13 protein-coding genes are annotated in these 13,715 nt (G+C 59.6%); 7 read left to right on the top strand and 6 right to left on the bottom strand.

The genetic code is table 11. The annotated features are described in order from the left end of the window. Window positions 1-143 precede the first annotated feature (143 nt). The 5 genes from ACR0AG_RS10540 (at window position 144) to ACR0AG_RS10520 (ending at window position 6,050) form a co-directional block, all read left to right on the top strand. A complete protein-coding gene (locus tag ACR0AG_RS10540) occupies window positions 144-1,112 on the top strand; it encodes an XdhC family protein (RefSeq protein ID WP_480838548.1) in 969 nt (322 codons plus the stop codon). Further along, window positions 1,109-2,110, top strand: a complete 1,002-nt coding sequence (locus tag ACR0AG_RS10535; protein WP_480838546.1) for a molybdopterin-binding protein — start codon at window positions 1,109-1,111, stop codon at window positions 2,108-2,110. Before ACR0AG_RS10540 ends, ACR0AG_RS10535 begins: the two co-directional genes overlap by 4 nt. A gap of 154 nt (window positions 2,111-2,264) precedes the next feature. Then, entirely contained in the window at window positions 2,265-2,750 is a 486-nt protein-coding gene (locus tag ACR0AG_RS10530) for a (2Fe-2S)-binding protein (protein ID WP_480838544.1), read from the top strand. Window positions 2,751-2,802: 52 nt separating this feature from the next. Then, window positions 2,803-5,163, top strand: coding sequence for a xanthine dehydrogenase family protein molybdopterin-binding subunit (locus ACR0AG_RS10525; protein WP_480838542.1), 2,361 nt, complete (start codon window positions 2,803-2,805; stop codon window positions 5,161-5,163). Between the two features lie 95 nt (window positions 5,164-5,258). Beyond that, window positions 5,259-6,050 carry an FAD binding domain-containing protein gene (locus ACR0AG_RS10520; protein ID WP_480838540.1) on the top strand — a complete coding sequence of 264 codons (792 nt, stop codon included), beginning with the start codon at window positions 5,259-5,261 and terminating at the stop codon, window positions 6,048-6,050. Between the two features lie 28 nt (window positions 6,051-6,078). Here ACR0AG_RS10520 and ACR0AG_RS10515 read toward each other — a convergent pair whose 3' ends face one another. Further along, window positions 6,079-6,990, bottom strand: a complete 912-nt coding sequence (locus tag ACR0AG_RS10515) for a MurR/RpiR family transcriptional regulator (RefSeq protein ID WP_480838538.1) — start codon at window positions 6,988-6,990, stop codon at window positions 6,079-6,081. A gap of 87 nt (window positions 6,991-7,077) precedes the next feature. Between ACR0AG_RS10515 and ACR0AG_RS10510 the strand changes: the two genes are divergently transcribed. Further along, window positions 7,078-7,848, top strand: a complete 771-nt coding sequence (locus tag ACR0AG_RS10510; protein ID WP_480838535.1) for a beta-keto acid cleavage family enzyme — start codon at window positions 7,078-7,080, stop codon at window positions 7,846-7,848. After that, a complete protein-coding gene (locus ACR0AG_RS10505) occupies window positions 7,845-9,161 on the top strand; it encodes an aspartate aminotransferase family protein (RefSeq protein WP_480838533.1) in 1,317 nt (438 codons plus the stop codon). The genes ACR0AG_RS10510 and ACR0AG_RS10505 overlap by 4 nt, the downstream gene beginning before the upstream one ends. A 78-nt stretch (window positions 9,162-9,239) precedes the next feature. On the opposite strand, the gene infC is transcribed toward ACR0AG_RS10505, so the two are convergent. The 5 genes from infC to ACR0AG_RS10480 form a co-directional block, all read right to left on the bottom strand. Further along, complete coding sequence (infC, locus tag ACR0AG_RS10500) at window positions 9,240-9,701, bottom strand: translation initiation factor IF-3 (protein ID WP_238528775.1); 462 nt, start codon at window positions 9,699-9,701, stop codon at window positions 9,240-9,242. A gap of 245 nt (window positions 9,702-9,946) precedes the next feature. Further along, window positions 9,947-10,780, bottom strand: a complete 834-nt coding sequence (locus ACR0AG_RS10495) for a ferredoxin--NADP reductase (RefSeq protein WP_480838531.1) — start codon at window positions 10,778-10,780, stop codon at window positions 9,947-9,949. A gap of 108 nt (window positions 10,781-10,888) precedes the next feature. Then, entirely contained in the window at window positions 10,889-11,296 is a 408-nt protein-coding gene (locus tag ACR0AG_RS10490; RefSeq protein ID WP_480838529.1) for a DUF934 domain-containing protein, read from the bottom strand. Continuing rightward, window positions 11,293-12,054 (bottom strand): phosphoadenylyl-sulfate reductase, encoded by a 762-nt coding sequence (locus tag ACR0AG_RS10485; RefSeq protein ID WP_480838527.1) that lies wholly within the window; start codon window positions 12,052-12,054, stop codon window positions 11,293-11,295. The genes ACR0AG_RS10490 and ACR0AG_RS10485 overlap by 4 nt, the downstream gene beginning before the upstream one ends. Beyond that, window positions 12,044-13,708: a nitrite/sulfite reductase gene (locus tag ACR0AG_RS10480; protein WP_480838525.1), complete on the bottom strand. Its 1,665-nt coding sequence runs from the start codon at window positions 13,706-13,708 to the stop codon at window positions 12,044-12,046. Before ACR0AG_RS10480 ends, ACR0AG_RS10485 begins: the two co-directional genes overlap by 11 nt. Window positions 13,709-13,715: the final 7 nt, after the last annotated feature.

The following is a 13,715-nucleotide window of genomic DNA, read 5'->3' as shown; positions in this document are numbered from 1 at the left end:
CTAGAACGCGGGCCAGTCACAATCAATAGTTTGCTTGTTTGAATATTTGTGTGCCCATGATTTAGCCGCCTGACCCGTGACGAGGCGGCTTTCCATTGCGGCTTTCGTCACTATGTTGAAAGCAGTCAACGCCGGAGGTCCAGATGGACAGATTCGACAACAGTCCCGAAACCGCGCTGAACTGGCATCGCAGTGGCAAGGGGGCCGCCCTTGCGACCGTTGTTCAGACCTGGGGAAGCGCGCCGCGGCGGGTGGGCTCTCAGCTGGCTATCGCGGGGGATGGTCGGATCGAAGGATCTGTTTCGGGCGGTTGCGTCGAGGGTGCGGTGATTGTCGAGGCGCTGGAAGCGATCGAAGAGGGTGAGGCGCGTCTGCTGGAATTTGGCGTCAGCGATGAAGACGCCTTTGCCGTCGGGCTTGCCTGTGGCGGCACGATCCGGGTTCTGGTCGAACCCGTCGGCAAGGTCCTGCCGGAAGATATGTTGGCCGAACTGGTCGCCGCGCGTGCGGCCCGCGAACCGCTGGCCTATGAGGTGAATGTCGAGACAGGCAAACGTGCCTTGCGCCGGGATGCGCACAAGGATCGACTGCGGATGGACCGGTCCGGGTTCGAAGAAGATGGCCAGACATTTGTTGCGGTCCACAACCCGCCGCTGCGGTTGATTGTGGTGGGGGCGGTCCACATTGCGCAGGCTCTGGTGCCGATGGCCAGAATTGCAGGCTATGACCCGGCAATCATCGACCCGCGCGAGGCGTTTGCCACCGATGCGCGCTTTCCCGGTGAGACGATCTCGACCGATTGGCCGGATGAGGCTGTGGCGCAGTTGGGGCTCGACACCAGGACGGCTTTGGTGTTGCTGACCCATGATCCCAAGCTGGACGATCCCGCGTTGGAGGCGGCATTGAAAGCGGATGTTTTCTACATCGGTGCGTTGGGATCAACGCGCACGCATGCCAAGCGGGTCGCGCGTATGACGCAATCAGGATTCTCCGAGGCCGAGATTGCACGCATACATGGGCCGATTGGCCTTGATATCGGGGCGGCGGACCCATCGGAAATTGCCGTCGCGATTTTGGCGCAAATGACGGCGGTTTTGCGGGGCAAAGCGTGAAGTTCGGCCCTGTTGATGTGTCGCAGGCCGTAGGTGCGATCCTGGCGCATTCCGTTCAGGCCGGTGATCGGAAGCTTCGCAAGGGGCTGACCCTGACCGAGGATCACATGATTCTGTTGGCAGCGTCGGGGCTGACCGAAGTCACCGTCGCGCGATTGGAGCCGGGCGATTGTCACGAGGACGAAGCCGCCCGCGAATTGGCCGCGGCGCTCTGCCCGAACCCTGAGGCCTGCAACCTGCGCGTGACCGAGGCCTTTACCGGGCGCGTGAACCTGCTGGCTGCGGGGCCGGGTGTTGCCGTTCTGGACGTCGATGCCCTGCATCAGTTCAACCGGGTTCATCCCATGATCACTGTTGCGACTGTCCCGCAGCATCAACAGATGAACACAGGTGGTATGGTCGCGACGATCAAGGTGATCTCTTATGCGGTGCCGAAGGCAGATGTAGAGCGCGCGGCGCAGAGCGCACGCGGCGCCGTTCGGCTGGCGACACCGGTTTTTCGCAGCGCCGGGCTGGTGGTAACCGATATCCCCGGTGGCCCGCCCAATGACAAGGGTATTGCGGCCATCAAAGGCCGTGTCGAAGCGCTGGGGATGGACCTGGCGGAGGTCCAGATCGTTCCGCATCGAAGGGATGATATTTCGTCAGCTATTCGGGACCTGAACGGCGATGTTGCGATGATCCTGACCGGCTCGGCCACCTCAGATCCCAACGATGTTGCGCCCGCCGCAGTGCGCCTTGCCGGAGGGCACGTCGATCGGTTTGGTATGCCGGTCGATCCCGGTAACCTGCTGTTCCTGGGGGCGTTGGGCGATCGCCCGGTGATTGGCCTGCCGGGCTGCGCCCGTTCGCCTGCGTTGAACGGGGCTGATTGGGTTCTGTCCCGTGTGGCCTGCGGAGTCGACACCTCGGGGGATGATATCTCGGCCATGGGCGTCGGCGGTTTGCTCAAGGAAATCCCGACACGACCCCAGCCGCGCGCGTCAAAAAGAAAATGACGTTACGGCATTTTTGACCTTGTGTCAGACAGTATCACCATGAAGTGATCGCGCAGGGAAATCGCAGCAAGATCAGGCAAATATTTGGGTTCTCAAACGAATTTTCCCGTGCTTAACTGACACCCAGCGATAAAAGCCAAAATGGGAGGATCTTATGGCCAAGGTCTCGATGACCGTGAACGGTGTATCCGTGAGCGGTGAGGTTGAGGGGCGGACGCTGCTGTCCGGTTTTTTGCGCGACCACCTCAAGCTGACAGGCACACATGTTGGATGTGACACCGCACAATGCGGCGCATGCGTCGTTCACGTGAACGGTGAGGCGGTCAAATCTTGCAACATGCTGGCCCTGGAAGCGGACGGAGCGGATGTCGGCACCATCGAAGGCCAGGCAGCCGAAGACGGGACACTGAACACGATCCAACAGGCGTTTCAGGACCATCACGGCCTGCAATGCGGGTTCTGCACCCCGGGAATGGTGATGAGCGCGGCAGCGCTGCTCAAGGACAACCCGCGCCCAAGCGAATCCGAGATACGTAAATACCTTGAAGGGAACCTGTGCCGTTGCACCGGCTACCACAACATCGTCAAGGCAATCATGGCAGCATCCGGCCAGGACGTATCCAGCATCGCCGCCGAATAACGCGGCCCAGGAATTTTCGACGAAAATTCTTCTTCAGGGAGGAGAACAAGCAATGCCCAAAGACAGTGGCATCGGAGCCAGTTCCAAGCGGCGCGAGGACGTACGCTTTCTGACCGGAGCAGGCAACTATACCGACGACATCAACGTGCATGGCCAGGCCTATGTGCATTTCCTTCGGTCCGACATCGCGCATGGCCGGATCAACTCAATCGACACCTCAGCGGCTGCGGCGATGCCCGGCGTGGTCAAGGTGTTCACCGGTAAGGATTTCGAAGGCGTGGGTGGCATGCCCTGCGGCTGGGAAGTCACCGACCGCCACGGCGCGCCAATGCAGGAACCACCGCACCCCATTCTGGCGCAAGGCAAGGTCCGCCACGTGGGCGATCCTATTGCAGCCGTTGTTGCTGACAGCTTGGAACAGGCGCGTGATGCGGCCGAGGCGATTGAGCTGGACATTCAGGAACTGCCTGCCGTCACGGACATGAAAGCAGCCGCGCAAGACGGCGCGACGCTGGTTCATGACGATCTGAAAAACAACATCTGCTATGACTGGCATCTGGGCGAAGCAGACAATGACAAGGTCAACGAGGTCTTTGCCAACGCGGCGCACGTGACCACGCTGGATCTGGTGAACAACCGTCTGGTCGCCAACCCGATGGAGCCGCGTGTCGCCGTGGCCGAACACAATCGTGGCACGGATGAGTATACGCTCTACACCACATCGCAGAACCCGCACGTGATCCGCCTGCTGATGTGTGCTTTTGTTCTGGGTCTGCCCGAACACAAGGTGCGTGTCGTCGCGCCTGACGTGGGTGGTGGTTTTGGCACCAAAATCTTCCACTACGCGGAAGAGGCTTTCTGCACCTTTGCGGCCAAAGCCTGCAATCGCCCGGTCAAGTGGAGCTCTACGCGGTCCGAGGCATTCATGTCAGACGCCCATGGCCGTGACCATGTCAGCCGGATTGAGTTGGCGCTGGATGCAGACAACAATTTTGTTGGCCTGCGGACAGATACTTACGCCAATCTGGGTGCCTATCTGTCGACCTTCTCCAGCTCGGTTCCCACATGGCTGCATGGCACGTTGATGGCAGGTAACTACAAGACGCCGGTCATTCAGGTGAACGTCAAGGCGATGTTCACCAACACGGTACCGGTCGATGCCTATCGCGGCGCAGGCCGTCCCGAGGCGACCTATCAGCTGGAACGCGTGATCGACAAAGCCGCGCGCGAATTGGGTGTTGATCCGATTGCCCTGCGCCGTCAGAACTTTGTGACTCAGTTCCCCTATGACACACCTGTTGCGCTGACCTATGACACCGGGGATTACAACGGGACCATGGACAAGCTTGAGGCGGCTGCCGATCTGGCGGGCTTTGGTGCCCGTCGTGCGGCAAGCGAGGCCAAGGGCAAGCTGCGCGGTCTGGGCATCAACTGCTATATTGAGGCCTGCGGCATCGCGCCGTCTAACATCGTTGGCATGTTGGGGGCCCGGGCGGGTCTTTACGATGCGGCGACCGTGCGGGTGAACGCCACCGGCTCGATCAGTGTGATGGTCGGGGCGCACAGCCACGGGCAGGGGCATGAGACCGCCTTCCCGCAAGTGGTTGCAGACATGATCGGCATCGACGAGTCGATGGTTGAGATCGTGCATGGTGACACCTCGAAGATCCCGTTCGGAATGGGCACTTATGGCTCTCGGTCTTTGGCGGTCTGTGGTTCGGCCATGGTCAAGGCGACCGAGAAGGTGATCGACAAGGCCAAGAAGGTCGCGGCCCACCTGCTGGAGGCGTCCGAGGCCGATATCGAGCTCAAGGACGGTCAGTTCAGCGTTGCGGGTACCGATAAATCGGTGGCCTGGGGCGATGTGACCCTAACGGCCTATGTGCCGCACAATTTCCCGCTGGAAGTTGAGCCGGGGCTGGAGGAGACCGCGTTTTACGACCCGGCAAACTTCACCTATCCGGCGGGTGCCTATGCCTGTGAGGTTGAGGTTGATCCCGAAACCGGTCAGGTCAGCATCGAAGCGTTTACCGCTGCGGATGACTTTGGCAACATTGTCAACCCGATGATTGTCGACGGTCAGGTCCATGGCGGTATTGGCCAAGGCATCGGTCAGGCTTTGTTGGAGAACTGCGCCTATGACGAAAACGGCCAACTGCTGAGCGCATCCTTCATGGATTATGCCATGCCGCGCGCCGATGATGTGCCGTTCTATGGCGTGGATCATTCTAGCCAGACCCCATGTACGCACAACCCGTTGGGCGTAAAGGGCTGTGGTGAGGCCGGTGCGATTGGGTCGCCGCCCGCGGTGGTCAATGCGGTTCTGGATGCGCTGAATTCGGGTGGTAAGGCAGTCGATCATATCGACATGCCGGTCAGCCCGTCGCGCGTCTGGGCGGCGATGAACAGCTGAGAGGTTGGGGTGCGAGTGGCCAGCCCCCCGCGCCCCCCGGAGTATTTCCAAAAAGATGAAGGGTGCGGGAGTGCCTTTCGGAAAGGAAGAGCGAAATGTACAGTTTCGAGTTTGAGAAGCCCTCGACCATTGCCGACGCGGTTGCTGCGTTGGGAGCCGAGGATGCGCAGGCGTTGGGGGGTGGTCAGACGCTGATCCCGACGTTGAAGCAGCGCTTGGCGGCGCCGTCGGCCTTGGTGTCGCTGAGCGGGATTGCCGAGATGCAGGGCGTCTGTGTCGAGGATGATGGCTCGGTCTCGGTGGGTGGGGCGACGACCCACGCCACGGTGGCACGCGAGGCGGCGGGGTCGTATCCGGCGCTGGCGGCTTTGGCGGGTCAGATCGGTGATCCGGCGGTGCGCAATCGCGGGACGATTGGCGGGTCAATTGCGAATAACGATCCGGCGGCCTGCTATCCGGCAGGTGTGTTGGGATCGGGTGCTACAATCGTGACCAACACGCGCCAGATCGCGGCAGATGACTTTTTTGAAGGCATGTTCTCGACCGCGTTGGATGAGGGTGAGATCGTCACATCGGTCCGGTTCCCTGTTCCACAGGCTGCGAGCTATCAGAAATTCCTGCAGCCGGCCTCTCGGTTTGCGCTGGTCGGTGTCTATGTGGCGCGGTTTGCGGACGGTGTGCGCGTGGCTGTGACAGGCGCAAGCGAGGATGGCGTGTTCCGCTGGTCCGAAGCAGAGGCGGCGCTGAGCAAGGAATTCCGGCCCGACGCGCTGATGGATCTGCGGATCAATCCGATGAACATGATCGGTGACTTGCACGGCAGCAAAGCCTACCGCGCCCATCTGGTCGGTGTCATGACCAAACGGGCTGTCGAAGCCTGCATGTAAGAACGTAAACCGAAAAAAGCCCCGAGATCTATCGGGGCTTTTTTTCGTGCCGGATCCGAGGAAGCTTGGAGGGTTGCCAATAGGCGCCCGTGTCTTCGCGGGCCTTTTGGTATCGATCCACGCGGCGATTGGCCTCTTCTCCGCTTGTTTCAAATAGATGGCCCAGCAGACATTCCAGAACAGCCATTGCGCCAGTAAAGCTTGAAAGCGGGTGAAGCGCGCGGGTGCTGACCGGCAGGGTCACATCCGGGCGCACACCGGGGGCGATCACTTCACTGTCGGATAGCAGGATCAGGCGCATGCCGTGTTCGGCGGCAAACCGCATGGCCTGGATGGTTTCGGCGGAATAGGGCTGAACCGTGATTGCAAACAGGCAATCCGACGCGGTGGCGTCAAGAAGCGTATCGATGGACGACGCAGAATGGAGCGGAGCCATCTGAATGCCGGGATAGGCCATGCGGCCCGTGTAGCTGAAATAATGGCCCAGAGCATAGCTGGACCGTGTGGCCGTGACAAAGCAACGTTTGGACGTGGTAATGATCTCGACCGCTTTTCCGAGCACAGCAGGCTCTGTCAGGCGCAGTGAACGCGAGACGACGTTCAGCTCATTTTGCGCAAAACCGGCTTGGGTGGCGCTGAACGGGTCGCCTTTTTGCATGCGCTCAAGCCAGGTCTGGCCCAGATGATCCTCGCGATCTGTGACAAGGGTTTGGCGAAAGGGTTGGCGGAAGGCTTCAAAGCCCTCAAATCCCAGATGGTGGGAAAGCCGTACAAGGACATTTGAGCTGACCCCGATTTTCGCGGCGGTCAGGCGGATCGGATCAAGGCCGAAATCGGCAGGGTGATCAATGATGTATTTTGCTGCGGCCTGCATCTGCGGGGGCAGCGCATCAATCTGGTCTTTCAATCGGCGCAAAAGGGTTGGGGCGGTTTTCTGCATTTCACAAGAAAAACATATGTTTTGTTGATTGCAATAGAAAACGGGTTTGGTCGGAGTAGAAAGAGTGAGAACAGCAAGGGTCGGACCATGGTGTATCAACAGGCAAAATTGGCGCGCCCTTATGTTTTGGTGGCCCCGAATGGCGCACGACGCGGGCCGCGGGATCATCCGGCTTTGCCCGTCACGCTGGCGCAGATCGTGGAAGCTGCAGTGGCGTGCTCCAAGGCTGGGGCGGACGGGATACACCTGCATGTCCGGGATAAGACCGGCGCGCATTCTTTGGACCCTGGGCAGTATCGTGAGACGCTTGAGGCGCTGCGGCAGGCCGTACCGAAGCTGGAATTGCAGATCACGACCGAGGCTGCCGGGGTTTTCGACGTTGCCGCACAGTATGACTGCCTAAAGGGCGCAGGTGCGGATTGGGCGTCGGTCGCGGTGCGGGAAATCGCGCGTGATACTCAACTGGCGCCCAAGATCTATGGGTTCTGCGCTGAGCGTGACATAAAGGTGCAGCATATCTTGTATGATGCCGAGGATGCCAAGATGCTAGACCATTGGATGGCCGAGGGCATCGTTCCTGCGGCGCAAACGGACCGTCTTTATGTGCTGGGGCGCTATGCGACCGCGCGGCAATCTTCACCCGAAGATCTAAAGACGTTTCCAACTGGGCCGGGCAGGTGGATGGTTTGCGCCTTCGGGCGGCGCGAGCATGAGTGCCTGCATCTGGCTGCTTTGGGTGGCGCGGACGTGCGGGTTGGGTTTGAAAACAGCCTGACGGATTCTCATGGCCGTCCATGGGCCGACAACGCCGCATCGGTTGCGGCGCTGATTGAATTGCTGAAAGGGTACATGGTATGAGCCACGTTTTTCCACGCCACACAAGGTCAGATCTGCCAACAGTTGCGGGCGGTGATGGGTGTTATCTGATTGATACGGATGGAAAACGCTATCTGGATTGCGGTGATGCGGCGGTGTCCTGCCTTGGGCATTCGAACCCTGCTGTGATCTCCGCGGTGCAACAGCAGGTAGAGCAGATCGCCTTTGCCCATAGCGGTTTCATGACCTCGGCCCCGGCCGAGGCGCTGGCGGATTTGTTGATCGAGCATGCGCCGGGAGATTTGGATCGGGTCTATTTCATCTCGGGCGGGTCCGAGGCGACCGAGGCCGCGATCAAGCTGGCCCGGCAGTATTTTCTTGAAATCGGTCAAGCGGACCGGCGGCGTGTGATCGCCCGGCGGCAGAGTTACCACGGAAATACTTTGGGCGCTTTGTCCGCAGGTGGAAACGCCTGGAGACGGGCTCAGTTCGATCCCATTCTTGTGGAAATGACCCACATCGCCCCGTGCTATGAATATGCGGAAAAACCCGATGGTGAGAGCAGTTTTGACTACGGACAGCGCGTCGCGAATGAGCTGGAGGCCGAAATCCTGCGCCTGGGGCCAGAGACTATCATGGCTTTTATGGCAGAGCCGGTTGTGGGCGCGACTCTGGGCGCGGTTCCCGCCGTGCAGGGCTATTTCAAGCGGATTCGAGAGATTTGCGACACCTATGGGGTGCTGTTGATCCTGGATGAGGTCATGTGCGGCATGGGGCGTACCGGTCACTTGTTCGCCTGCGACCATGATGAGGTCGCCCCTGATATTCTATGTATCGCCAAGGGATTAGGCGCCGGATATCAGCCGATTGGCGCCACGCTGTGTTCCGCCCGCATTTATGAGGCGATCCGGGGCGGTTCGGGCTTTTTCCAGCACGGGCATACCTATGTCGGCCACCCCGTGGCCACAGCCGCGGCGCTGGCGGTCGTGATGCAACTGACGCAGCAGAATCTGCCGGACCGGGCGCGTCTGATGGGGGACACAGTGGATCAAGCGTTGAAGGCCGCATTCGGCCAACACCCACATGTCGGGGATATCCGGGGCAGAGGTCTGTTCCGGGGGCTGGAACTGGTGCAAGACCGGGACAGGAAATCGCCTTTTGACCCGTCCAAGGCGGTTGCGGGCCGGATCAAAAAAGCGGCCTTTGCCGAGGGGCTGATCTGTTACCCCATGTCGGGAACGCGAGATGGCAAGCACGGCGATCACATTCTGTTGGCACCGCCTTTCATCATCGAAGAGGCGCAGATCGACGAGATGGTGGGCAAGCTTGTTCGCGCAATTGATGCGGTGATCTAGGTCCGGCGCATTCGATTATTGCAACAAAAAACGCCCTCGCTTTGTGGCGAAGGCGTTTCAGATATTCTGTAGGATGCGTTACTTCTGCGGCAACGGGCCGATCATCATGATCATCTGGCGGCCTTCCATCTTGGGCATGTTTTCGATCTTGCCCAGATCCTTGACGTCTTCGGCCACACGCTCCAGCAACTCACGCCCCAGGTTCTGGTGCGCCATTTCGCGCCCGCGGAACCGCAGGGTGACTTTGACCTTGTCGCCGTTTTCAAGAAACTTGAACACGTTCCGCATCTTGACGTCATAGTCATGCGTATCGGTGTTGGGCCGGAATTTGACCTCTTTCACCTCGATGATCTTTTGTTTCTTGCGGGCCTCGCTTTCGCGCTTCTGCTGTTCATACTTGAACTTGCCGAAATCCATGATTTTGCAGACCGGCGGGTTCGCGTTGGGCGAAATCTCAACCAGATCGAGACCGACATCGGCGGCCATCTGCATGGCTTTTGCGGGATGAACCACCCCGACATTTTCACCTTCTGCGCCGATCAGGCGAATTTCGGGGGCACGGATTCTGTCATTGACGCGCGGTCCGGTATCTCTTTGCGGTGGCGCGTTGTGAGGTCTGCGGGCTATGGGTTCATTCCTTTGATAATTGCAGAATTTCGAGCCCGAAATCTAGACTGTGACGCCAGACGATTCAAGCGGCATAAAGGCCGGCTTGAGCGAAAATTTCAGGTTTTCCCGAGGATTTACGCTGACCGGGCATTCAAAAACCCGGTCAGCTGTAAGGATCAGCCGACAAAGGCCTTTTCGACGACAAACTCTTTGGGATCGGAATTGGCACCTTCGTTCAGGCCGAATTCCTCAAGGATCGCCTTGATATCGTGGTTGAAGGCCAGGCTGCCGCAGACCATGGCGCGGTCAGTTTCGGGTTTGATGCCGCCTTCGATACCCAGATCGGCAAACACCGTGCCGTCTTTCAACAGCTCGGTGATGCGGCCCATCCGGGGGCTCTCTTCCCGGGTTGTGGTCGGGTAATAACGGATCTTGTCGCCAAAGCCTTCACCGATCAGTTCTGCCAGCATTTCATCCTGCTTGATGCTGTCGATCAACTCACGCCCATAGTCCAGCTCGGCCACGTCGCGGCAGGTGTGGGTGATGATGACCTCGTCATAGTCCTCATAGGTTTGCGGCTCACGCAGGAGCGAGGCAAAGGGGGCAAAGCCGGTGCCGGTGGCAAAGAACCACAGCCGCTTGCCGGGCAGCAGCGCGTCATGGACCAGCGTACCAACGGGTTTAGGGCGCAGGATGATCTGGTCACCGGGTTTGATGTGCTGAAGCTTTGAGGTCAGCGGGCCGTCTTGAACCTTGATGGAGTAGAACTCCAGTTCCTCGTCCCAAGACGGTGAAGCGATCGAATAGGCGCGCAGTAGTGGTTTGCCGTTGTCACCCAGCAAGCCGATCATCACGAACTCGCCCGAGCGGAACCGAAGTGATGCCGGGCGCGTCACGCGGAAGGAAAACAGCCGATCGGTCCAGTGCTTTACCTCGGTAACAGTCTGGGCGTCGGGCAGGACGGGGGCCTTTACGGCGGTTGCTTCAGTCACGGATTTCATCTCTGTCATCGTTTCCTTACCGGTCAGCTAAACCGGCGCCTCTTTCGTTTCTTTGATATACGTCATGAAACGGGGATTGTCTCCCCATTTTCGTTAGTGTGCGAATGATTTTGGTTTTCAGCCGCGCAGGCGGGCCTGATAGTTGTTGTCCTGCCAGTTGGCGCGGGCCAACCATTGGTCCTCGGGCTGACGGTCGGCTAAGGTGTTGTCGATCTCGACCTCGTCAAATCCGCTGCGGCGCGCCATCGCATATTGATCCGCAAGCACATGGCCTTTGGCGCGCAGGCGACCGGAATATCCTTTCAGGCGCAGAACGCGCGCAATGGTAAAGCCGCGCCCATCGGCCGAGGACGGAAAGTCCACGCGCACCATTTGCGCGCTGCCAAGGCGTTCGATCAGCTCATCGGGGTCTGTGTCCGAGGCGACATCCAAAGCAACCACATCATTGGCCGCATCATCCAGCGTGACATAGCCATCAGTCCAGTCATCGGGGGCGAAGCCCTCGTCCGTTACGATTACGTTCATGTTCTCTCTCCAGCGCGTACCGCTTTGCCATCGACAAAGTGGATGCCGCATTCTTCCTTGTTCTGTTCACGCCAGCGCCCAGCGCGGGGGTCTTCGCCCTCTTTGACCGGCGAGGTGCAGGGGGCACAGCCGATCGAAGGGTATCCCTTGGCCACCAACGGGTGCCGAGGCAGGTTGTTTTCTTCCATATAGGCGCGCACATCCTCGGGCGCCCAATGGGCCAACGGATTGACCTTGATCCGACCCGTGCCGTCTTCGACTTCGAAAAACTCAAGCGCGGCACGACTGCCTGCCTGAAACCGTTTGCGTCCCGTGATCCAGCCGCAATAGCCGGTCAAGGCCTGCTGCAGCGGAAAGGTTTTGCGCAGGTTGCAGCACGCATCAGTATCGCGCAGGTGCAGCGCGCCATAGGGATCGTGGCGCTGAACGTCCTCTTCGTCGGCGCGGATGATACGGATGTTCGTCAGACCCAGACGCTCGCTAACCTCGTGCTGATATTCCAGCGTTTCGGCAAACAGCATTTGCGTGTCGATGAACAGGACCGGGGTGGCCTTGTCGACCACCGCAGCCATATGCAGCAACACGACAGATTCGGCCCCAAAGCTTGAGACGAGTGCCAGTTCATCGATCTCTTCGATCGCACCATGCATCACGTCATGCGCACTGTGGTGGCGGAACCGGGCGTTCAGCGCATCGACCTTTTCGGTCAGCTGAGAACGTCCGGCCCCCAGTTCCGTTTGGATCAGGTCAAGCGGCATTCGCCCGTGCCTCGGGGTAGAGGGCTGCTTTGAACGGTGCCATGCCGACACGGCGATAGGTTTCCAGAAACGTCTCTTCGGCGCTGTCGCGCTGTTCCAGATAGGTGTCGACGATGCGTTCCACTGCAGGCACGATCTCGTCATAGGCAAAACCCGGCCCGGTACGGTCGCCAATGGCCGCTGTCTCGGTCGCGTCTCCACCCAGAGTGATCTGGTAGTTTTCCACGCCTGCACGATCCAGACCCAGGATGCCGATATGGCCGACATGGTGGTGACCACAGGCGTTGATGCAGCCCGAGATTTTGATCTTCAGGTGGCCGATATCATGCTCCAGCTTCAACTCGTCGAACCGGGTTGCGATCTGCTGGGCAACCGGGATCGAGCGGGCCGTGGCCAGCGCGCAGTAATCCATGCCGGGGCAGGCGATGATGTCGCTGATCAGGCCGATATTGGCGGTGGCCAGTTCGTGCTCTTTCAGCTTGGCGTGGATCGCAGGCAGGTCCGATTTGTGGACATGCGGCAGGATCACGTTCTGCTCATGGCTGATGCGCAGCTCGTCATAGGCGAACTCTTCGGCCAGATCGGCCATCACGCGCATCTGCTCAGCCGTCGCATCACCGGGCGTTGCCCCATGCTTCTTGATCGAGATCGTGACGATCGCATGATCCGCATCCTTGTGCGGCGCGATGTTGGTGTCGACCCACGACCGGAAGACCGGATCGTTGGTATAAGCGGCCTCAAAGGACGCAACCGAAGCCTCGCGGAAGGCGGGCGGCGCAAAGTGCCCCTTGATCTCATCCAGCAGAGCCATATCGGCGCCCTTGAACTGCGGGCGGACCTGCAGGAAACGCTCGTTCACCTTGGCGCGGATGGCGTCGATGCCATGTTCGTGCACGGTGATCTTGATACGCGCCTTGTACTTGTTGTCACGGCGGCCGATCTGGTTCCACACGGAAACGGTGGCTTCCAGATAAGCCAGCAGGTCGTCGAATGCGACGAATTCCGACAGTTCCTTGCCGATCATCGGGGTACGGCCCAGACCGCCACCAACGATGACGCGGGCACCCAGAACACCGTCGCGTTCGACCAGTTGCAGGCCGATGTCATGCGCCTTGATCACGGCGCGGTCGTTTTCGCTGCCGGTGATGGCGATCTTGAACTTGCGCGGCATGAACTGGAATTCCGGGTGATCGGTCGACCATTGGCGCAGCAGTTCCGCATAGGGGCGCGGATCGGCGACCTCATCCGCGGCGGCACCGGCGAAATGGTCGGCGGTCACATTGCGGATGGTGTTACCCGAGGTCTGGATGGCGTGCATGCCAACCTCGGCCAGCGCGTCCAGCATATCCGGCACGTCGTTCAGCTTGGGCCAGTTATACTGGATGTTCTGACGGGTGGTGAAGTGGCCATAGCCCTTGTCCCACTTTTCGGCCAGCAGGGCCAGCTGACGCATCTGCGCGCTGTTCAGCGTGCCATAGGGAATGGCAACCCGCAGCATATAGGCGTGCAATTGCAGATACAGGCCGTTCATCAGGCGCAGGGGCTTGAATTCATCTTCGGTCAGCGAACCGTCAATACGACGCTCGACCTGAGCGCGGAACTGTCTGTTGCGCTCTGCCAGGAATTCGTGGTCAAACTCGGAGTAGCGATACATGTCTAGC

Source organism: Ruegeria sp. H6 (assembly GCF_056532975.1).
This window is presented reverse-complemented; position numbering and strand designations above follow the sequence as displayed.

Bases quoted from the DNA above. Each gene is read 5' to 3' on its own strand.
- ACR0AG_RS10510 (WP_480838535.1), top strand. From the start codon at position 7,078: ATGGTGTATCAACAGGCAAAATTGGCGCGCCCTTATGTTTTGGTGGCC.
- ACR0AG_RS10480 (WP_480838525.1), bottom strand. From the start codon at position 13,708: ATGTATCGCTACTCCGAGTTTGACCACGAATTCCTGGCAGAGCGCAAC.
- ACR0AG_RS10540 (WP_480838548.1), top strand. From the start codon at position 144: ATGGACAGATTCGACAACAGTCCCGAAACCGCGCTGAACTGGCATCGC.
- ACR0AG_RS10505 (WP_480838533.1), top strand. From the start codon at position 7,845: ATGAGCCACGTTTTTCCACGCCACACAAGGTCAGATCTGCCAACAGTT.
- ACR0AG_RS10485 (WP_480838527.1), bottom strand. From the start codon at position 12,054: ATGCCGCTTGACCTGATCCAAACGGAACTGGGGGCCGGACGTTCTCAG.
- ACR0AG_RS10525 (WP_480838542.1), top strand. From the start codon at position 2,803: ATGCCCAAAGACAGTGGCATCGGAGCCAGTTCCAAGCGGCGCGAGGAC.
- ACR0AG_RS10495 (WP_480838531.1), bottom strand. From the start codon at position 10,780: ATGACAGAGATGAAATCCGTGACTGAAGCAACCGCCGTAAAGGCCCCC.
- ACR0AG_RS10520 (WP_480838540.1), top strand. From the start codon at position 5,259: ATGTACAGTTTCGAGTTTGAGAAGCCCTCGACCATTGCCGACGCGGTT.
- ACR0AG_RS10530 (WP_480838544.1), top strand. From the start codon at position 2,265: ATGGCCAAGGTCTCGATGACCGTGAACGGTGTATCCGTGAGCGGTGAG.
- ACR0AG_RS10515 (WP_480838538.1), bottom strand. From the start codon at position 6,990: ATGCAGAAAACCGCCCCAACCCTTTTGCGCCGATTGAAAGACCAGATT.
- ACR0AG_RS10490 (WP_480838529.1), bottom strand. From the start codon at position 11,296: ATGAACGTAATCGTAACGGACGAGGGCTTCGCCCCCGATGACTGGACT.